Origin of the sequence: Mycobacterium sp. EPa45 (assembly GCF_001021385.1) — a bacterium.
Classification (GTDB): domain Bacteria; phylum Actinomycetota; class Actinomycetes; order Mycobacteriales; family Mycobacteriaceae; genus Mycobacterium.
Window position 1 is genome coordinate 1978834 of sequence record NZ_CP011773.1, and the last position, 20657, is coordinate 1999490.

The 20657-nt window shown below is 65.2% G+C and carries 17 protein-coding genes and 2 pseudogenes; 10 read left to right on the plus strand and 9 right to left on the minus strand.

Going from position 1 to position 20657, the window contains the following annotated elements; translation table 11 throughout:
* Positions 1 to 12: 12 nt before the first annotated feature.
* On the minus strand, positions 13 to 411 hold the full coding sequence (locus AB431_RS09415) for a VOC family protein (RefSeq protein WP_047329693.1): 399 nt from the start codon (positions 409 to 411) through the stop codon (positions 13 to 15).
* A 105-nt stretch (positions 412 to 516) separates the two neighbouring features.
* Here AB431_RS09415 and AB431_RS09420 point away from each other — a divergent pair, with 105 nt between their 5' ends.
* Positions 517 to 3036: a cellulase family glycosylhydrolase gene (locus tag AB431_RS09420; protein ID WP_082135613.1), complete on the plus strand. Its 2520-nt coding sequence runs from the start codon at positions 517 to 519 to the stop codon at positions 3034 to 3036.
* A gap of 31 nt (positions 3037 to 3067) precedes the next feature.
* On the opposite strand, the gene AB431_RS09425 is transcribed toward AB431_RS09420, so the two are convergent.
* Positions 3068 to 3490, minus strand: a complete 423-nt coding sequence (locus tag AB431_RS09425; protein WP_047329694.1) for a nitroreductase family deazaflavin-dependent oxidoreductase — start codon at positions 3488 to 3490, stop codon at positions 3068 to 3070.
* A 196-nt stretch (positions 3491 to 3686) separates the two neighbouring features.
* On the opposite strand from AB431_RS09425, the gene AB431_RS09430 reads away from it, so the two are divergent.
* A complete protein-coding gene (locus AB431_RS09430; protein ID WP_047329695.1) occupies positions 3687 to 4634 on the plus strand; it encodes a D-2-hydroxyacid dehydrogenase family protein in 948 nt (315 codons plus the stop codon).
* On the opposite strand, the gene AB431_RS09435 is transcribed toward AB431_RS09430, so the two are convergent.
* The 4 genes and pseudogenes from AB431_RS09435 to AB431_RS09450 form a co-directional block, all read right to left on the minus strand.
* Positions 4635 to 5903 (minus strand): amidohydrolase family protein, encoded by a 1269-nt coding sequence (locus AB431_RS09435; RefSeq protein WP_047329696.1) that lies wholly within the window; start codon positions 5901 to 5903, stop codon positions 4635 to 4637.
* Between the two features lie 12 nt (positions 5904 to 5915).
* Complete coding sequence (locus tag AB431_RS09440) at positions 5916 to 6722, minus strand: class II aldolase/adducin family protein (protein ID WP_047329697.1); 807 nt, start codon at positions 6720 to 6722, stop codon at positions 5916 to 5918.
* A complete protein-coding gene (locus AB431_RS09445; protein ID WP_047329698.1) occupies positions 6719 to 8314 on the minus strand; it encodes a class I adenylate-forming enzyme family protein in 1596 nt (531 codons plus the stop codon). Before AB431_RS09445 ends, AB431_RS09440 begins: the two co-directional genes overlap by 4 nt.
* A 30-nt stretch (positions 8315 to 8344) precedes the next feature.
* Positions 8345 to 9108 (minus strand): annotated as a pseudogene (locus AB431_RS09450) (FadR/GntR family transcriptional regulator).
* Between the two features lie 67 nt (positions 9109 to 9175).
* Here AB431_RS09450 and AB431_RS09455 point away from each other — a divergent pair.
* Positions 9176 to 10168: a zinc-binding alcohol dehydrogenase family protein gene (locus tag AB431_RS09455; protein ID WP_047329699.1), complete on the plus strand. Its 993-nt coding sequence runs from the start codon at positions 9176 to 9178 to the stop codon at positions 10166 to 10168.
* 266 nt (positions 10169 to 10434) lie between these two features.
* Here AB431_RS09455 and AB431_RS09460 read toward each other — a convergent pair whose 3' ends face one another.
* Positions 10435 to 11940: an NAD(P)/FAD-dependent oxidoreductase gene (locus AB431_RS09460; protein WP_047329700.1), complete on the minus strand. Its 1506-nt coding sequence runs from the start codon at positions 11938 to 11940 to the stop codon at positions 10435 to 10437.
* A gap of 59 nt (positions 11941 to 11999) precedes the next feature.
* Here AB431_RS09460 and AB431_RS09465 point away from each other — a divergent pair.
* Positions 12000 to 12646 (plus strand): annotated as a pseudogene (locus tag AB431_RS09465) (S1 family peptidase).
* 7 nt (positions 12647 to 12653) lie between these two features.
* On the opposite strand, the gene AB431_RS09470 reads toward AB431_RS09465, so the two are convergent.
* Positions 12654 to 13145: a CAP domain-containing protein gene (locus AB431_RS09470; RefSeq protein ID WP_047329701.1), complete on the minus strand. Its 492-nt coding sequence runs from the start codon at positions 13143 to 13145 to the stop codon at positions 12654 to 12656.
* A gap of 7 nt (positions 13146 to 13152) precedes the next feature.
* On the minus strand, positions 13153 to 13521 hold the full coding sequence (locus tag AB431_RS09475) for a DUF732 domain-containing protein (protein ID WP_369803005.1): 369 nt from the start codon (positions 13519 to 13521) through the stop codon (positions 13153 to 13155).
* A 630-nt stretch (positions 13522 to 14151) separates the two neighbouring features.
* On the opposite strand from AB431_RS09475, the gene AB431_RS09480 reads away from it, so the two are divergent.
* From AB431_RS09480 to AB431_RS09505, 6 genes are read left to right on the plus strand one after another with little or no spacing between them, the layout of a single operon-like run.
* The gene (locus AB431_RS09480) at positions 14152 to 14862 is read left to right on the plus strand and encodes an ABC transporter permease (protein WP_047333256.1); all 711 of its coding nucleotides are present in this window, start codon (positions 14152 to 14154) and stop codon (positions 14860 to 14862) included.
* A complete protein-coding gene (locus tag AB431_RS09485; RefSeq protein WP_047329702.1) occupies positions 14859 to 15713 on the plus strand; it encodes an ABC transporter permease in 855 nt (284 codons plus the stop codon). Before AB431_RS09480 ends, AB431_RS09485 begins: the two co-directional genes overlap by 4 nt.
* Before the next feature lie 3 nt (positions 15714 to 15716).
* Entirely contained in the window at positions 15717 to 17090 is a 1374-nt protein-coding gene (locus AB431_RS09490) for an MCE family protein (RefSeq protein WP_047333257.1), read from the plus strand.
* A 25-nt stretch (positions 17091 to 17115) separates the two neighbouring features.
* Complete coding sequence (locus AB431_RS09495) at positions 17116 to 18144, plus strand: MCE family protein (protein WP_047329703.1); 1029 nt, start codon at positions 17116 to 17118, stop codon at positions 18142 to 18144.
* The gene (locus AB431_RS09500; protein ID WP_047333258.1) at positions 18141 to 19397 is read left to right on the plus strand and encodes an MCE family protein; all 1257 of its coding nucleotides are present in this window, start codon (positions 18141 to 18143) and stop codon (positions 19395 to 19397) included. Before AB431_RS09495 ends, AB431_RS09500 begins: the two co-directional genes overlap by 4 nt.
* A complete protein-coding gene (locus AB431_RS09505; RefSeq protein ID WP_047329704.1) occupies positions 19394 to 20656 on the plus strand; it encodes a virulence factor Mce family protein in 1263 nt (420 codons plus the stop codon). Before AB431_RS09500 ends, AB431_RS09505 begins: the two co-directional genes overlap by 4 nt.
* The last annotated feature ends 1 nt before the right edge of the window (position 20657 follow it).

Below are 20657 nucleotides of genomic sequence, written 5' to 3' on the forward strand. Positions count from 1 at the left end.
CTACCCCGCCGATCACTCGCGGTCGTAGTGGCAAACGGCCTCCAGCATCACGCCGAACGGGTCGAGCCAGAACGTCGCGAAGTGGGGCGGCGGATACTGGGGGAAATCTTGTGGTTCGTGCAATACCTCGCCGCCCAGTTGTTGCACCAGGCGGTGGACGTCGTGAACGGCTGAGCGTGATTTGACCATGAACGCCAAGTGCTGCAGTCCGGCGCGTGTGCGTGAGTATGGGCTCGGATCGCCTGCGGGATAGAAGAATAGGTACGTCCCTCGCTTGCCGCCCGCGGGGCGGAACGCGAACTGGTCGTCGTCATCGAGGAACGGCTCGAAGCCCACGAGCGGCATCAGCGTGTCGTAGTAGGCCTTGGCCGCCGCCAAGTCAGCGACGTTGATTCCCAGGTGCCCGAGCATGAGTCATCGTGCCCCGCCATGCGCCTCAGTGGCAACGCGCCGTGTGCGCACCGATGTCCGGCAAATTGACTCCACCGTTGGTCCTGGTCCCGTATACACAGATGCATGAACGCGTCCGCTCACATCGGTCGGGTAGGTGGTCTTGCGATCGCATTGGGTATCGGCGCGGCGTTGGCCTCGGCGAATGCGGTGGCGTGGGCGGATTCCGACGACTCCGCCGGCCAGCATCCCGCTGCCTCCTCGGCGCGCGGCCACGCGGCCGGCCCGAGCGCACCCCGAGCAACCAAAGCAACCGCCGATCCGGCGCCCAAACGGTCCACGACGACGCAGAAGGTGACGTCGCAGCTGTCCGCCCCAACGACCGCCCGTGCGGCCGCTGCTCCCAGTGGGCCGGTCAACGTGACCGAGGTAGCGCTATCGGCGGTGGGCGCGTTGGGAACCTCGTATGCCGGAAGCAGGTCGGCAACCGCGTCCACCGCCAGACCCGGCGTCTCGGCACCGGCAGCCACCACGACGACGCCGATCTCGTCTTCCGCAGCACAGATCGCTGTGCCTCCGAACTTGACCGTCGTGTTCAACCAGCTGGTCTATACCCCGCTTCATATCGTCGTACAAGCTTGGATCGCAAGCGAAATCGGCCGACAGGTCGACAACTTCATCAACTCGGCGGCCGGCTCCTATGTGATCGGCAACGGCCCTGACGGCACCGAAGCCAACCACAACGGCGGCGCCGGTGGGTGGTTGCTCGGCGACGGCGGCGCCGGGTGGACGAGCACCCAGGACGGCGTCGACGGTGGCGCGGGCGGTCGAGCCGGGGCCTTGGGCAACGGTGGAGCAGGCGGGATCGGGGGTGCCGGCGCCGATGGCGGTCCGGGCGGGGCCGGTGGGCAGCTCATGGGTATCGGCGGAGCAGGCGGCAACGCCGGTGCGGCCATCGTCGGCGCGGCCGGGGGAGTCGGCGGTGCGGGTGGCGACGCAACCGGCCTGATCTTCGGCATCGGCGGCCATGGCGGCGCCGGTGCCGACGGCACCGACGGCGGCCGCGGCGGTCGCGGCGGTAACGGCGCGGCGTTCCTCGGCAGCGGTGGTGACGGTGGCAACGCCGGCAGGAGCGGTGTCGGCGGCAACTCGACGCAACTGCCGGCACTCGGCGGCGCGGGGGGCACCGCCGGCTGGCTCGGAAGCCATGGCGCCGTGGGCAATTCCGGGGCGACGGCCGCGGCGCAAACCCCCGGCGGATCGCTACCGCCGGTGTCGCAGACCGGCACGTGGCTCACTACCAGTGACGGGCAGGCGGTGATCCTGCACGGCGTCAACGAGGTGTACAAGCTCGCGCCCTATGAGCCGTCCGCGAGTGGCTTCGACGAAGCGGACGCGCAGTTCCTCCGGGACAACGGGTTCAATGTGGTGCGTCTGGGCGTGATCTGGGCGGCCGTGGAGCCGCACCCGGGTGAAATCAATACCGCTTACCTCGACTCGATCCAGGCGACGGTGCAGATGCTGGCGGACCACGGCATCTATACCGTCATCGACATGCACCAGGACCTCTACAGCGGAACGTTCTACGGTGAGGGCGCCCCCGAATGGGCGTCCGACGGCGGCGGACGGCCCAACCAGAACTCGGGGTTCCCGGGCAATTACTACGTCAACGGCGCCATGGCGCACGCCTGGGACGCGTTCTGGGCCAATTCCACAGCACCGAACGGCATTGGGCTGCTGGACAATTACGCGATGACGTGGCAACACGTCGCGAGCTACTTCACCGGCAATTCCGCGGTCATCGGCTACGACATCATGAACGAGCCGTTCCCGGGCTCGAACTACCCGGTCGCCTTGTTCGGCGGTTCCTTCTTCGTTGCGCAACAGCTCACGCCGATGTACAACCAGGTCGCTGCCGCCATCCGCTCGGTCGACGGGACCACGCCGCTGTACCTGGAACCGCCCAACCCCGCGGTCACCGAAATCCCCACCCTGCTCGGTATCCCGATAGCCCTGCTGGGGCGGATCAATGACCCGAATTACGTTGTGGCCTTCCATAATTACTGCGGTCCGATTGGTGGCGAGCTGTGCACCAAGATCGCCGACACGCTAGCGGCGCAAGCGGCGGATTACTCGAAGCAGCAGAATGTTCCGGCGATGATGAACGAGTTCGGCGCCACCGGCGACATCGATGCGCTCACCAAGGAGATGCGATCCGGTGACCGGTACTTCATGAGTTGGGCCGCGTGGGCGTACACCGGCGCGGGTGACATCACCGGGTCGCCCGATGTCGAGGGTCTGGTCTACGACCCGACGAAGGAGCCGACGGGCGACAACGTGAACATCGGCAACCTGCGCACGTTGGCGTCGCCCTACCCGCAGCTGATCTCTGGCACGCCGAAGAACTGGTCATTCACCGACGGCACCTTCACGTTCGCGTATTCCACCGCGAAGATCGATGGCTCCGGGACGTTCGCCGACGGCGCGCTGACCACGATTTCCGTCCCGAAGGTCGAGTTCCCCAACGGCTACGTGGTGACCGTCACCGGCGGCCACGTAGTTTCGGCCGCCAACGCCGCACAGCTCGTAATAGCCTCAGGTCCCGGCGCAACGACGGTCAGCGTCGTCGTCAGCCCCGCACCCTGACCGAGCACTGTCCCGGCGCGGGTCGCGCGTGCTACTCGAGCACGAAGACCGGGATCAATCGGTCGGTCTTGGTCTGGTACTCCGCGTACGGCGGGTAGGCCTCGACGGCCAGCTTCCACCAGTGCTCGCGCTCCTCACCGGATACCTCGCGAGCGGTCAGAGTGACGGTCGTGTCCCCATCCTGAGCCGTGACCGTGGGATTCGCCTTGACGTTGAAGTACCACGACGGATGCGCCGGGTCACCGCCCTTGGAGGCGACCATCGCGTACTTGCCATTTTCCTCGACGCGCATCAGCGGCACGTAGCGCTTCTTGCCGGATTTGGCTCCGGTGGTGGTGTACAGAACCACCGGGCGGTCCATGATGTGGACGCCGTCGGTGGTGCCTTGTTTCAGAATCTGCTCGGTCTGCTCGCGCACCCAATCGGTGGGGCTCAGTTCCGCATTCTCAGTCATGGACCGCTCAACTCCTCTCGTGTTTTGACTATTCCCTCATCCTGGGCGCGCTAACCGACGCTGTGCGCCGCTCAGCAACCGCCACCCGCCTCACCACGGTGAAGCGGGCGGTGGCGTCGGTGCAGGCAGTAGAGACCGAGTGGCTGAACAGGGTCACTGATCGTTGACTCTAGCGCCGATCGATTAGCCTGCGGGCATGACCAGCGATACTGGCCGCGTGCGGGTGGCCGTCCTTGACGACTACCAGAATGTGGCGTTGGAGATGGCCGACTGGTCCGCGGTTTCCGACCGCGCCGACATCACCGTCTTCGACGACCACCTGTCCGACCCCGACGAACTCGTCGCGCGACTGGCCCCATTCGACGTCGTGTTCGTGATGCGGGAGCGAACACCGTTGCCCCGCAGCATCATCGAGCGACTGCCGAAGCTGAAGATGATTGCGTCCACCGGGCCGTTCAACGCCTCCATTGACATGGCGGCGGCCGAGGACCACGGCATTCACGTCGGGACGACCGGCGGCACGGTGGCGTCGACGGTGGAACTGACGTGGGCCCTGATCCTGGCCGGCGCCCGAGATCTGGTTGCCGAGGCGTGCTCGGTGCGCGACGGCGGATGGCAGACGTCGGTGGGCCGCGAGCTGTCCGGGCGGGTGCTCGGCGTTCTCGGGCTGGGCCGCATCGGCGCCCGGGTTGCGCGGATCGGTGAGGCATTCGGCATGCAGGTGATCGCCTGGAGCCAAAATTTGACCGCGGAGGCGGCCGCCGAGGCCGGCGCGACCTACGTCGACAAGGATGAACTGTTCAGCCGATCCGACGTGTTGACGATCCATATGAAGCTCAGCGAGCGTTCCACCGGCCTGGTCGGTGCGGCCGAGTTGGCGCAGTTGAAGCCAACGGCATTGCTGGTCAATACCTCTCGCGGTCCCATCGTCGACGAGGCGGCGCTGGTCCGGGCGCTGCGATCCACCACCATCAAGGCCGCGCTGGACGTCTTCGACACCGAGCCGCTGCCCCAGGCGCATCCGCTGCGCACCCTCGACAACGTGATCGCCACCCCGCACATCGGCTACGTCGCCGACCGGCCCTACCGCATCTTCTACCGCGACGCGGTCGCCGCCATCGGGGAGTGGTTGGACCGCCGCTGATCAGAAAGCGTTCGGGTCCTGCTGCACAGCCGCCGGTACCGGATGCTGGTAGAGCCGCGACGCGTTCTCCCACGTCACCTTGCGGATGATGTCGTCGGGAAGTCCACTGATCTGCTCGCGGATCGTGCGCTGGGTGTGCGGCCATGTCGAGTCGCAGTGCGGGTAGTCCGCCTCGAGCAGGATGTTGTCCGCGCCGATCCGGTCGTACTGGACGAACGACGACTGGTCTTCGACCGCGCAGAAGCGGAAGTTGCGGGTGAACACCTCCGCCGGGGTCAGCCTCTCACCGAGTGCCTTCCACGTTCCGTACATCTCGTGGTAGCTCAGCATGTGATCCAGACGGTCCAGCAGTCCTGCTACCCAGCCGATTCCGCCTTCCGACAAGCAGATTCGCAGCTCCGGGTAGCGGGTGCACACCCCCGAGTACAGCCAGTCGACGGCCGCGCTGATGGCATAGGCGAAAAACAGCACACCCGGCACGTCCGGCGGAGCGTCGTCGGTGGTGGACGGAGATGTGCCCGACGAACCGATGTGCAGGTTGACCACCGTCCCGGTCTCCGCGCACGCCGCCATCATCGGCTCCCAGTAACCGGAGTGGATGGTCGGCAGCCCCAGCAGCGCCGGGTTCTCGCTGAAGGTCACCGCATGGAATCCGCGCTCGGCGTTCTCGTGGATCATCCTGGCACCCACTCCCGGATCGAGCAGCCAGGGCAGCTGGCAGGGAATGATCCGGTCGGGGTAGGCCCCAGCCCACGCCTCGATGTGCCAGTCGTTCCAGGCCCGCACCGACGCCATGGCCAGGTCGCGGTCGGTGGTCACCTGCTGCAGCCGCTGGCCGGCGAACCCGGGCAGGAACGATGGGAAGTTCAGTGACGCGTACACGCCGTTGATATCCATGTCCTTGACCCGGGCATGGATATCCCAAGCACCGCGGCGCATTTCGTCGAACCGGGCCGGTTCGAAGCCGTACTCCGACACCGGCCGGCCGACGACCGCGTTGAACCCGACGTTGGGCAGCGACTGCCCGTCATACATCCAGGTCTGACCGCCGTCCTCGGTGTCGACCACCCGCGGGGCCCGGTCGGCGAACTTGCTCGGCACCCGGCCCTCGAACGTGTCCGGCGGCTCGACGATGTGGTCGTCGACGGAGATGACGGTGTAAAACCGTTCGGCGCGTTCGGGTTCGGGCAGGAACGTGACGGTGCGGTCGGCGCCGGTCTTGGCGGTGGTGAAGTTGAGGTTCGACTGCAATTCGTCGATGGAAGCCATGGGAGTTCCCTTTCAGTCCAGCACGCCGCGGTCGGCCTTGATGGTCATGCGCGCCGCGCCGGCCCAGTACACGTCGGCGGCGCGTTCGATCAGCGAGGCCCGCATGCCGACCAGGTCGCCGTGGTTCATCTTCGACGGGGTGCGCCCGCTGACCAGCACGTCGTAGGCCAGCCGGCACACCCGCTCGATGGAGACCGCCCGGTACACCGCCGCGGCCAGGTCGTGTCCGGTGGCGATCACGCCGTGGTTGGCCAGGATCACCAGGTTGGCGGAACCGATCTGACCGGCCAGTTCGGCTGCGCGCCAGGGAGTGTCGATCTCGCCGTCGTACTTCTCGACCAGATACATGTCATCGAGGAACAACGCCCCGGTCTGGTGGACGAGCTGGGGCAGCATTCCCAGCGCCGCGATGAGGCTGACGTAGTAGGGATGGTTGTGGATCACCACCCTGGAATCGGGTCGCTGCCGGTGGATTTCGGTGTGGATGTGGATGGCCGGCGTGACGTCCCAGCGGCCGCGGACCACGTGTGCGTTCTCGTCGACGACGCAGATGTCGGATGCGGTCAATTCCTGCCACCACAGCCCCCACGGGTTGACGTACATCTCGGAGCGAGGCTTGTCCGAGCGACCATCCGGCCCGGTCTGGCCATCGGGCTGCCAGGTGATGTGGCCGGCCATGTTCTCGGCGAAACCGATCTCGGCGAGGTGGCGGAACGCGATCGCCATCTTCTGCTCGTCGGTGAGGTCGACGCCGATGGGCGGCGTCTTCGACGGGGCCCAGACTCCCAGGCCGCCCCGGCGCACTTCCGATGTGCTCATGATCGCTCCAGTATCGAGTGGATGGTTTCCCGGAGTTGGCCTTTGGCGATCTTTCCGCCGGAGGATCGTGGCAGCTCGTCGAGCACCTCGAGTCGTTCGGGCAGCAATTCCTTGGAGACCCCCTGCTGCAGCAGGTGCTCGACCAGCGCGGGCAGCTCGAGGGTGTCGCCGGGATTCTTGAGTTCGGCGAACACACACACCCGCTCGCCGAACAGGGGATCGGGCATGGCCACGGCCGCGGCTACCGCGATGGCGGGGTGGCTGGCCACGACCTCCTCGACGGCGACCGCGCTGATGTTCTTACCGCCGCGCAGGATGAAGTCCGAGGTTCGGCCCGCCAGCACCAGGTAGCCGTCCTCGTCCAGGTCGCAGATGTCGCCCATCCGCATCCAGCCGTCCTTGGTGTACAGCTTGTCGTGGTCGGTGCCGCCCAGATAGCCCAGGCTGAGCGCCGGCCCGCGGCAGACTGGCTGTCCGCGACCGGATTTCGTGACGTCGTCATCGCCGTCGAACAGCCGGACCTGCATTTCGGGGACGATGCGCCCGGCGGTCCGCAACCGGTGGTGCAGCGAGTCGTTGACGGTGGTGGCACTGAGCATGCCGGTTTCGTTGGACCCGTAGAACTGCAGGATCGTGACCCCGGTCAGCTCCTCGAACTGCGCGGCCTGCGTGTATGGCAGCGGCTCCCCGCCGGTGAACACCACCCGCAGGCTGGAAAGGTCGCGCTCGCGCGAGGCGTGGTTGGCCAGGATCATCATCAATTGCGTACTCACGCAGCACAACACGGTCACACGATGACGCTCGATGGCGGCGCAGGTTGCGGCGGCGTCGAACCGCTCGATGCGTACGGTCGTCGCCCCGAGGTAGATCGGCGTCGTGTGGGAGGTCCAGATCCCGAAGCCGAACGGGGTGGGGATCACCGGCAGGACGATGTCGTCGGTCGTCAGTTCACCGTTGGCGACGGCCTTCTGGTGAAAGTAATGCCACCGATTCTGGTTGTGGACAACGCATTTCGGTAGTCCGGTGGTACCCGAAGTGGAGTTGATCAGGAAAGGGTCGTCAGGCCCCACCGGTGAGAGTCCGGACATCGAACCCGGGGAGGGCTCGATGGCGAGGTCGCCGGCGCCGATCACCACGGCCGGCACCGCAGCCTCGGCACCTGCCTGTGCGGCCTGCGGGGAGCGACCCTCGTCGCTTATCAGGAGCGAGGGTTGGGCGGTCCGCATGATCTGTGCGGCCTCCCGCACGCCGGCCCGTGCGCCGAGGCCGACACTCACCGCGCCGCAACGTTCGATCGCCACCAGCAGGACGTGAATGGCAATGCTGTCGCGGTGCCAGATCGCCACCCGGTCACCGGGCGCCACACCCCGCCGATGGAGCTGCACAGCCAGGTTGGTGGCGGCATTGTCGAACTCCGGCCAGGTCAGTGCCCGTTCGGGTGGGTCGAGGCTGAAGTCGATGTAGGCCGCTTTGTCCGGCGCCGCGGCGGCGTTGCGACGGACGCAGTCGGACAGCGTCGTGTCCGTCCACCAGCCGGCCGCCCGGTATCGCGCCGCTTCGGCACTGGTCGTGGCGGCAGCGTCGACAGCCATCACCAAATCATATGAAAATAAGGCGGCGCGTCAATGATCCCAGTGCCGGACCATCGCGGGGTCGACGGATCCCGCGGAGCCCGGGTAGTGCTGTGCGGTGATCAGATGCGCGGCGGCCAGGTCATGGGCCAGGTGCGCATCGCCGGCCTCGATGGCGTCGATCACCCGCCGGTGTTCCTCGAGGACTGCCAACCGCTCGTCGACGGGGATGGCGCCCTCATCGCTCACCCGAGTGGACCAGCCCTGTTCGTGTGCCGACCACAGCGTCTCCAGGGCCCCGGCGAGCATGATCATGGTCTGGTTCCCGCACAACGCGACCAGCGCCTCGTGGAAGCGCCGGCTGGCCGAGATCGCGCGCTGGAAGTCATCGGCGGCGTCGACGGCTTCGGCATGCAGTTCCCGCAGCGCCGGAACGACGGCGTGCCCCGGTCGGCGCGCTCGGCGCACAGAGCCGCACACGCCGGCTCCATCTGCCGTAGTGCGCCCCCGACGTCGGCCAGGCTCACGTCCTGCGATCCGAGAACCAGGCCGATCGTGTACGCGACATTCGCGGCGTTGGGCCGGCGCACCACCGCACCACCGAGCTTGCCCCGGCGCACCCGCAGCAGTCCCTCGGCCTCCAGGATCCGCATGGCTTCACGCAACGACGGCTTGCTGACCGGGAACTCCCGCAGCAGTTCGTCCTCTTTGGGAAGGATGCTGCCGTCGGCGAGCTCGCCCAACAGAATTCGCCGTCGCAGTTGATCGGCAACCTGCTCGGCGAGGCGGCGGAATTGAATCGTCGGTTCGGACACTTATTTCTGTCTGCTGGTAAGTGTGTGCATCGTACAAGGGTTGCCGGACTAGACGAGGAGAGCAGCGATGGCGACGATGATGGCAATAGGTTCGTTCGCCGGCTTGCCGATCGACGATCCGCAGGCATTGCAGGACGTCGAGATCGACATACCCGAACTGCGTCCCCGCGACGTGCTGGTCGAGGTGGCCGCGGTGTCGGTCAACCCGGTCGACATCAAACGGCGTCAGACCCTCGAGCCCAGCAGCACGCCGGTGATCCTCGGCTTCGACGCGGCCGGTGTCGTCACCGCCGTCGGGCCGGACGTCAGCACGTTGTCCGTCGGTGACGAGGTCTGGTACGCCGGCGACATCTCCCGGCCTGGCACCAACGCCCAGCTGCACGCGGTCGACGAACGGATCGTGTCGCGCAAACCGCGGTCACTGTCATTCGCCGACGCGGCGGCGTTGCCCTTGACGACGATCACCGCGTGGGAATCGCTGTTCGACCGATTCGAACTCACCCGGGAGTCACGCGGCGACTTGCTGATCATGGGTGCCGCCGGCGGTGTCGGCTCTGTGATGATCCAGTTGGCCAAGGCGCTGACCGGCGTGCGGGTGATCGGCACGGCGAGCCGCGCGGAGTCCCGCCAGTGGGCCGGCGACCTGGGCGCGGACGTGGTCATCGACCACCACAACCTGCGCAGTGAGGCGCTTGCCGCCGCGGCCGACGGCATCGACTGGGTGTTCTCGCCGCATTCGGCGGGCAACGTCGAGGACTATGCCGAGATCCTGAAGCCGTTCGGCCATGTCGTCGCGATCGACGACCCGAAGGACCTGGACCTGATGCCGCTCAAGACCAAGAGCATCGCCTGGCATTGGGAGTTCATGTTCACCAGAGCGCTGTTTGCGCTGCCGGGTCAGCAGGAGTTGCTCGCCGCAACGGCGCAGCTGGTGGATGAGGGGATCATTCGCAGCACCGTCACGAAGACGATCGACGATTTCAGCGCGGCGGGTCTGCGAGAGGCCCATAAAGCGGTCGAATCTGGCCGCATGGTGGGCAAGATTGTCGTCCGCCGATGATGGCGGGGCGGCCGACCGCACCCAAAGGCGGGTCCGCCGTCGCCGCCGGTGGCGGGCTTACTTGTGCGCGGGGCGCTTCAGCAGGAACTGAAGCCAGCGAACGTCGATCAACATGAGGTTCAACGTATGGGCCAAAATTAAGGTGGCAAGCTCTTAGCGGTAATACGTCGCTAAGAATATTTGCCAGAACGCCATTAATTTCGGCCTGGCCAGCGGTTCTGCGCGAGCCCGCGTGACGCTTTGATTGCGAGAAAGCAGCGTGAGCGTTACTTCCCGGAAGCCGCTCCGTGGTCATCGACGCGGGACCGTTCGACGCTCGACCAGTAGCTGCGCTCCCGCTCGGTGAATTCGTTGTCGGTGATGGCGCCGAATGCGGCCGCCTCCCTGGCGAACCGGTCGGCCGCGTCGGGCAACGCGTCGGGACCGTCGAGCCGGAAGCAGCTCGGCGCAAGTGGTCCGAAGAGTAGCGCCCGCTGCAGATCCGGCCAATTCTCCAGTCGCGGCTCGACACCTGCAGCCCGGGCAAAACTGATGGCGGCCAGGTTCATTCGCGTCTTGCGTGGCCCGGCTGCGCGGCACGCGGCGACGGCGTTCCGCTGGTCAGTGTCATGGGCTTCGATGACGCCGCCCCAGCTGTAGGCGATCCATCGGGCCTGCAATTCCAGAGGTACCAAATAGCCACCTGACTGGTCCCACATGCCCATGAAGGCCAGCCCCGGCAGGTCGGGGTGGAAGGTGTACTTGTCGGCGTCGAAGCCACCGGCATCGAGGTTCAGGGTCGCGCGAACGTCGCCGTCGAGGAACGGCAGGCTCAGCGTGAAACCCGTCCCGAACACGATGCCGTCGAATTCGTCGGTGTGCCCGTCACCGAACGTCACTGTGGGTCCGTCGATCGACCGCAGCCACGGCCGGACGCTGATCGATCCTTCCGCGACGGCCGGCAGATAGTTCTGGTTGAGCGTCACGCCGGCGGCAAAGAGTGAATCCGCCGGCCGCGGGGCGCCGTACTGCTCGGGGCTGCCGGCGGATTCGACGACGATCTCCTTGAGCTGGCGGTCGATCTCGGCGACGGGCAGCGCCTCGTCGGCCAGCGCCCCGTATCGCGTGAACATTCGGTGATCCGACGGCACGCCCGCTACGAATTTCGGCAGCACGTAGCGCTGGCGCCGTTGGGTGACCGCGACGTGTTGCGCGCCGTGCCCGGCCATGTCGGCGGCGATCTCGAGGGCACTCACCGCGCACCCCGCGACCAGAACACGCTTGCCTCGATACGCCGCCGGGCCGCGGTATTCATACGAGGAGATCGCGCCGGCTGAGCCGGTGAAGGTATCCAGCCCGGGGACGGGTGGAACGAACGCGGAATGAAACCGGCCGGTGGCGACGACGACCTTGTCGAAGTGTTCGTCCCCACCGCCGTGACTGACCGCCCAGCGCTGCCCGGCGCGCGCGACGGCCTCGACACGAACGCCGAATCGGATGCGGGAGTCCAGCCCGAACAGGCGGGCGTAGCGGTGTAGGTAGTCGAGAATGTCGGCACCCGAGGGGAACACGAGATCGCCGTCGAGGGGCAGGTCGCTGAACGCGGTCAAGATGCGGCTGGTGTTGGTGTGCATGCCTGGCCACACACCGCTTCGCCCGGGCAGTGCGGTCCATTGACCGCCCAGCGTCGGACCCTGCTCGAAGATCGACGGCTCGAAGCCCTGCGACAGCAGCCACCGTGACACCACCAGCCCTGCCGGGCCTGCGCCGATCACTGCGACGTTCCCCGTCATTCGGCGAAGTCTGCCACGGTCTGTCGTACGATCGCCTCGATTTACGAGGGGAGACGGAAATGGGAGTTGGCTGGCGGATTTCGCGCCTGGCGGGTGCGGTACTGGTCGCCGCGGTCGGCTTGGCCAGTCCTGCAGTGGCAGCGCCGCCGCCGACGCCCGGCATTGAGGTCGACGACGAAAGTGGCCGATGCACTGCAGGTTTCGCCGCGCAGGGCAATGACGGCAGCTACTACTTGCTGACCAGCGGGCACTGCGATGCGCACGACGGCTCGGATTGGACATACGGCAGCGACGACACCCTGCTCGGGACTATCAGCGCCAGCGAGGTGAACGGCGACAAGCGCGACGCCGCCATCATCCGCCTTGCCCCACAGGCCGGCGCACCAACGGTGATGTCGGCGGCCGGTACCCGGTGCGGGATGTGCTGGGCGCCAGCCAACCTCACGCCGGTATGCCGTTCTGCAAGGTTGGCGCCGTCACGGGGGAGACGTGCGGCGAGGTCAAAGGCGTCGAGGGCGACGTCGTCGAAGCGAGCGTCTACAGCCTCGAGGGGGACAGCGGCAGTCCGGGCTTCGTCAAGAATCCTGACGGCACCGTGAGTGCGGTCGGCGTCTTGATGTCTTCACCCGACGGGGATGACTACACCACTTACTTCACCCTGGTGCAGCCCCTCCTCGCGCAGTGGGGACTGCGGATCCTGCCCTGACAGCGCGTCAGGCCGGCTGGCCGTACACCGCCACCACGACCGAGCGGTCCAGGCTGTTGACCGACCAGACGCCGATCGCGGTGTTTGCGCAATTGGACATGATCGCGAAGGCGGCCGGGTCGTAGTACCACTGGTTGATGACGTCGAGGTTGTTGATCGCCAGCGCGGGGTTGATGGCCACCGTCTGGGTGACTGTGCCACTGAAACCGGCTGCGGCGGCACGACTCTGGGGGGTGGAGCCGTCGGAGCCGAGGTCGCCGTCGAGGGCGCGGTTGGTGAGCACATCGTTGGCGTGCCATTCGGCGGCCTGGGTCAGCGCAGGGTTCTTCTTGATGTCGGTGGAACAGCCGGCCTGGTGTTGGACGGTGTAGACGTTGGCGACGACGCCGTTGTTGAGACGGGTGTTGTCGGCGTGCGCGGCCGGTGCGACGGCCATGGCCAGCAGGGCTGCGGCGCCCGCTGCGATGCCGGTGTGAATTGTTCGGTGGTGCAACGTCATTCCTTACCTAGGCGGATGGGACGTAGCCGGCGGCGGATTGGCGCAGCTGCCAGATGGCGGCCGGGCACAGTTCCTGGGCGGATTGGCTGATCAGATAGGACGCCTGGAACTCGTCGCTGGTGTTGAAGTCGGCTTTGATGGTGTTGACCAGTTGGCCGTAGCTCACGCCGGAGTTGATTTGGTCGCACACATTGTGGCCGTAGGCCAGGGCGGCGTCGGCGTTGGGGAAGTTGTAGCCCGGCCGTACCGTCACGTTGACCAGGTAGCCGATGTCGTCGGCGCGGGCGGGTTGCGCGCCGACCAGGAGGCCGACAGCGCTCATGGCGGCGAGGCCGGCGGCGACCAACAGGCGGGGTGCGGCGGTAGGCATGGCCATGGTCTGTCCCAGTGGTTGATCGGCGCAGGTCGCGGGCGTACTCGGGTCATAAGGTACATCACACCGCCGCGTCGCATCCCGGAATTGATCGTCCGGCGACCGGCCTGCCGGCTCCGACACCGGTGAAGACGCGGGTGCGAAAAAGCGGCCTAAAAGATCGTGGACCGGGGTTTCTCGCGGGGGCGCTGCGGGGGCGTCGGCTTCGAACCTCTTTCGCTCAGCCTGCGCCGATCTTTCCGGATGGACCGTCCTCGCACTCTTCTAGCCTGATTGGCTCAGTCGTTCACACCCGCCCAACGCCGGTCGACGGCATGCAAGCCAAGCCCCAACTGCTTCGCCCGATGCGCGGCGACCGGGGCAATTGACGACATATACCTATAGGTGTAAGGTTTACGACGCTTGGTGGTGCAGGTCACATCTCGGCCACAAGCGCTGTGCCGCAGGCCCTTAACGCAGATGCGGGCAAGCGTAGATTTCGCTCGCACCGTCGATGCGAGAGAACCGGAAGGTGGGTTACGTTTGATCGTCGGACGTGACGCCGTGGTTTTGACGCGGGACACCAGCCGCTTGGCCAGGATCTCATCGGCGCCGGCTGCCAAGCCGTTCCGTGCGCTCGGTGGTTTCTTCGCGATGGCCCTGGACGTCCTGGTGTCGATACCGCGGCGACCATTCGCCTGGCGGGAATTCCTGGTCCAGTCGTGGTTCGTGGCCCGGGTATCGATGGTCCCGACGTTGATGTTGGCGATTCCGTTCACGGTTCTGATGGTCTTCACCTTCAATATCCTGCTGGTGGAGTTCGGTGCCGCCGACTATTCGGGAACCGGAGCCGCCTACGGAACCGTGACCCAGATCGGACCTGTCGTAACGGTTTTGGTGGTCTCTGGCGCAGGTGCAACTGCTATGTGCGCCGATCTGGGCGCCCGGACCATTCGTGACGAACTCGACGCGTTGCGCGTCATGGGTGTGAACCCCATTCAAGCGTTGGTCGTGCCTCGGGTGCTAGCCGCAACCGTGGTCGCGACCCTGTTGTCATCGGTGGTCATCCTGGTAGGGCTGATCGGCAGCTTCGTCTTCGCCGTGTTCATCCAGCATGTGACCCCGGGCTCCTTCGTGGGTGGCCTAACCGTGATCACGAAGGCGCCCGACGTGGTGATTTCGTTGATCAAGTCGACCTTGTTCGGAATGGCGGCCGGGTTGATCGCTTGCTACAAGGGGGTGTCGGTCGGTGGGGGACCGGCCGGCGTCGGCAACGCGGTCAACGAGACGGTCGTCTACACGTTCATGGCGCTCTTCGCGATCAACATCATCGCCACCGCGGTCGGCGTGAAAGCAACCCTATGAGCAGCAGTGTGCCCAGCAAGGCTGGGTCGCAACTCCGGCATCTCATCGATGGTTGGATCGGCGGCCTCACGCGGATCGGGACGCAGGCGCAATTCTATTTCCGAACGCTGGTCGCCACCCGGGATGCCGTCGTCCATTACAAAGTCGAGACGATCCGACTGATCGCCCAAATGAGCCTTGGCACAGGTGCTTTGGCGGTCATCGGCGGCACAGTGGTGATCGTCGGCTTCCTGACGCTGTCCACTGGAGCCCTGGTGGCGGTGCAGGGTTACAACCAATTCGCCAATGTCGGTGTCGAGGCGCTGACCGGCTTCGCATCGGCATTTTTCAATGTCCGGCTCATTGCACCGGTGATCGCCGGAATCGCGTTGGCCGCCACCATCGGTGCCGGTGCCACCGCACAGCTGGGTGCGATGCGGATCAACGAAGAGATCGATGCACTTGAAGTGATGGGTGTGCGTGCAGTGGCCTACCTCGCGTCGAACCGGGTCTTGGCCGGCGTGGTGGTGGTGATCCCGCTGTACTGCGTCGCGATGATCACCGCTTTCCTGGCTGCGCGATTCGGCACGACCGTGGTCTACGGGCAGTCCAGCGGTGTCTACGACCACTACTTCGGAACCTTCTTGAACCCGATCGACATCGTCTGGTCGTTTCTCCAGGCGATCTCGATGGCGATCGTGATCATGCTGGTACACACCTACTACGGCTTCACCGCTTCGGGAGGACCGGCCGGGGTCGGTGAGGCAGTCGGGCGAGCCGTGCGCACCTCGATGATCTCAGCGGTCTTCGTCGTCTTGTTCCTTTCGCTGGCCATCTACGGTCAGTCCGGCAACTTCCATTTGTCGGGATAAGTGATGTCATCGCGAAACGGTGCTCGCGGTGGCCACCCGCTGTGGTGGACGGCCGGTCTCTTCGGGGCCATCATCGGCATGGCTGGAGTGTGTTCGGCGTTGTTCGCCGGAACTTTTCGCACGTATGTACCGGTCACGCTGACATCTGATCGAAGTGGTCTGGTGATGGAGTCCGGTGCCAAAGTGAAGATGCGCGGCGTCGAGGTGGGGCGCGTGTCCGGCATCGTCGGCGGCAGTGGACCGGTCGCGCTGAAGCTGGAAATATCGCCGGACCAGATCGCCCACATTCCCGCCAATGTCGACGCTCAGATCAAGGCCACGACGGCGTTCGGAGCGAAGTTCGTCGACCTCGTCTACCCCGCAGACCCCAGCACGAAGCGCTTGGCCGCCGGTGCGGTGCTGCACTCGCGAAACGTGACAACAGAGGTCAACACGGTGTTCGACAGTCTCGTCGGGCTACTGCGCAAGATTGACGTCTCCAAAGTGAACTCCGTGCTCACCGCACTGGCCGATGGTGTTCGCGGCGAGGGTGATCTGATGGGACAGGCCATCACCGATGCCAATCAAGTTCTGCTCGCGGTGAATCCCCGCATGGACACGGTGGCCGCGGACTGGCGTTCTTTCAAGGGCTTCAGCGACGCCTACAAAGCCGCGGCGCCCGACATTCTCGCCACCATGGATGCGGCCAGCACCACCAGCGAGACCATCACTGCGGACTCGAAGGACCTGGATGCACTGCTGCTCAACACAATCGGCTTGTCCAACAGTGGAATCGGCCTGCTTGCTCCGAATCGAGACAATGTCATCAAGAGCGTCAACGTCCTCGAGCCGACAACCGCTCTTCTGCTCAAATACAACCCTGAATACACCTGCACCGTCCAAGGCGCCAAGATATTCCTGGACAAGGCCGGACAGTGGTTCGGGGGGAACGGACGCACGGTTTACCTGGATGCGGGCTTGGCGTTCGGGGACGACCTCTACCGCTACCCCGAGAACCTCCCACTGGTCGCCGCCAAGGGTGGCCCGGGCGGTAAGCCGGGATGCGGGTCACTGCCTGACGTCGCCAAGAACTTCCCAGTGCGCCAGCTGATCACGAACACCGGGTGGGGCACCGGCCTCGACTGGCGGCCCAATCCCGGTATAGGCCAAACCTGCTCGGTCGACTACTTCCCGGTCACCCGGGGAATCCCCGAAGCCCCTCACGTGGGGCAGTGCTTGCCCGGACCGGCGCCCGGCCCCCGTCCGCCCTATCCCGGCGGTCCTCCGTACGGAGCGCCGTGGTACGCGCCCGACGGCACACCCCTCTACCCGGGCTTGCCGCAGCCTCCCGCGGCGCCGCTGCAGACCAGCCCGGCGGCCACACCGCCCTCCCCGTAACAGTGATGAGCGAGGAGCATCCATCGTGAACACCAATGTGCGCCGTGCCGCGATCAGTTTCGCGATCTTCGTAATCGTCTGTCTGATCGGGACGTTTGCACTGCTGGCCGTCTTCTCTCAGTTCCGGTTCTCCCGAGAGCAGGTTTACCGCGCAGAGTTCACCGATGTCAGCGGGTTGACCACCGGTGACTTTGTCCGGATTGCCGGCGTCGAGGTCGGCAAGGTGAAGAGAATCTCGATCACTGACAATGCACTGGCTTTGGTGGAGTTCTCCGCGGACCCTACGGTCTTCCTGACTAAGGGAACCAAGGCCGCGGTACGGTGGGAAAACCCGATCGGGGACCGGTACCTTGCCCTGTTGGAGGGCGCAGGCCGAGCTGAGCGCCTCGATCCGGGCGGAACGATAGCCGTCGCCAACACCATGCCGGCGTTGGATCTCGACACGCTATTGGGCGGCTTCCGGCCGTTGTTCCGGTCTCTGGATCCAGAGCAGGTGAACGCACTGTCGTCTCAGCTCATCGCCGCCTTTCAGGATCAGGGTGCTTCGATCGGGTCGTTCCTGAACCAAACAGCCTCAGTCACCAGCACTCTCGCCGATCGAGACGAACTGATCGGCCAGGTCATCACCAATCTCAACACCGTGACGGCATCACTGAGCGGGCAAAGCGGACAGTTCGCCAAGGCAATCGACTCGCTCGCCCAACTCGTGCACGGGCTGGCGACGCACAAACAAGACATTACCAACGCCGTCGCCTACACCAATGCGGCGACCGGTACGATCGCCGATCTGTTAGATCAGACCCGTGCGCCGATGAAAGATGTTGTGACGCAGACGGACCGAGTGAGCTCCATCGTCGACGCCGATCATGACTGGTTCGACAACTTCCTGGAAACCGTTCCGCATTCCTACAAGGTCCTCAGCCGGCTCGGCATCATGGGTGATTTCTTTACGTTCTATCTCTGTGACCTGATTCTGAAAGTCAATGGCAAAGGTGGCGAACCGGTTTACGTCAAACTGGCCGGCCAGGACACCGGACGGTGCGCGCCGAAATGAAGTCCTTCGCTGAGCGCAATCTGTTCCTCACCGGCGTGGTCGGTGCAGCGACGATCGCTGCAATGGTGGGCGCCGCTCTCGAGTACGACAAACTGCCGTTCGTCGATTCCTCGAGGGAGTACACCGCCTATTTCGCCGACTCGGGTGGGTTGCGGCCCGGGGCCGCCGTGCAGGTGGCCGGCTATCGGGTAGGAGAGGTCTCGTCGGTTGACCTTCGCGGCGCCGAAGTAGTAGTGACGTTCGACGTCGACGACGGCATTCGTCTCGGGCAGCAGAGCGAGGCAAATATCAGGACCAAGAGCCTGCTGGGCGCGAAGGTCCTCGAGATCACTCCGCGTGGCGATGGTCAACTGGCACAGCCGATTCCGCTAGCACGGACAAAGTCGCCCTACCAGTTGCCCGACGCACTCGGGGATCTTTCGGCCACCATCAACGGACTCAACACCGAATCGGTCTCCAATGCCCTGGCCACCTTGGCCGATACTTTCAAGGACACACCCACGGCTCTCCGGCAGGCAGTACAGGGGGTCGGACAATTCTCTCAGACACTCGACGCTCGAGATGCTGCCCTGCGCAACCTGCTCGCCGATGCCAACAAGGCGACCGGGGTGTTGTCCGAGCGCGCCGATGAGATCGCGAAGCTGGTCGTGGACAGCGATGCCCTGCTGGCCGAATTGCGAACACAGAGTGATGCTTTGGAACAGATCTCCGGTAACCTGTCGAACCTGGCCGGACAGTTGGCCGGATTCATCGCCGACAACAAGACCCAGTTGCGGCCGACGCTGGACAAACTCAATTCCGTTCTCGCGACTGTCGATAACCGCAAGGCCGGTCTGCAGCAGGCGATCAAGTACCTCAATCAGTACGCCATGTCGTTGGGTGAAAGCGTCGCCTCCGGACCCTTCTTCAAGGCGTATATCGCAAACCTGCTCCCTGGCCAATTCGTTCAGCCGTTCGTCGATGCGGCCTTCTCCGACCTCGGCTTGGATCCGAATGTGCTGTTGCCGTCTCAACGCACTGACCCGCAGATCGGGCAACCGGCCACCCCGCCGCTGCCGGTGCCGTTCCCACGTACCGGCCAGGGCGGCCAGCCCAACCTCAATCTGCCCGACGCGATCACCGGAAACCCCGGCGACCCCCGCTATCCATACCGAGAACCACTTCCCGGTCCACCACCCGGCGGGCCGCCGCCAGGCCCGCCTGCGGCACTCCCGTCCGCTCAGCCGGCCCCGGTCGAAGGGGGCCAGGGATGACGTCACGCTTCATGCGCACCGGCATAGCCCTCGTCCTGCTGGTGACCCTGGCCGCTGCCGTCCTCGTCCAGATCCGCAATCACGAGGCCGTACGGCGACTGCATGTCGTCGCCTACTTCGACAACAGCAACGGGCTGTTCACCGGCGACGAGGTGCGCATACTCGGGGTTCCGGTGGGACGGATCGACGGCATCGAGCCCGAGCCGCAGCGGGTCAGGATCAGCTTTTCCATCGATCCGAGATACCAAGTGCCTGCAGACGCCAAGGCCGCGATCATCTCACCGCAATTGGTCACCTCCAGAGCTATTCAACTCACACCGGCCTATACGGGCGGTCCGGCTATGCACGACGGTGCGGTGATCCCGCAATCGCGCACCGTCGTGCCTCTGGAGTGGGACGATCTGCGCCAGCAGTTGGTGAAGTTGACCGACGCCCTGCAGCCGACGCAGCCCGGCGGCGTGAGCACCCTCGGTGCGATCATCGATACCGCGGCGGACAATCTACGGGGTCAGGGGCCGAGCATCCGCGACACCGTCATCAAGATGTCCCAAGCCTTTTCCATCCTCGGTGACCGCAGCGATGACATGTTCTCCACCATCAGAAACCTCTCCGTCGTGGTTACAGCCCTGCAGGACAGTTCGGCGCTGCTGGTGCAGTTCAACCAGAACCTTGCCGCCGTTACCGCTGCGCTGAGCGCGTCCCCGGCCGCGATGGGTAAGGCGGTGAAGGATCTCAACGACGTCGTCGGTGACACCACGAAATTCATCAGCGATAACCGCGAGGCCATCGGTACAACGACCGACAAGTTGGCGTCCATCACCACTGCGGTACACGACAGTCTTGACGACGTCGAGCAAGCGCTGCACCTGTTCCCGAACACCCTGCAGAACTTCATCAACATCTACCAACCGACTCAGCAGGGGATCACCGGCGTACTGACGATGCAGAACTTCGCCAACCCAATCTCGTTCCTGTGCGGGGGAATTCAGGCGGCCTCCCGGCTCAACAGTGAGCAATCGGCCAAGTTGTGCGTGCAATATCTCGCTCCCATCATCAAGAATCGGCAGTTCAACTTTCCGCCGCTGGGCGCGAACTATGTTGTCGGAGAGTCAGCCAGGCCGAACGAACTCACCTACTCCGAAGATCGGCTGCGACCCGACCACCGGCCCACCATGGCGCCGGCGGAGGGCCAGGCGGCACCGACAGACCCCGCTGCCGGCCTGTCCGGGATGATGGTTCCCCCGGGAGCTGGGTCGTGAA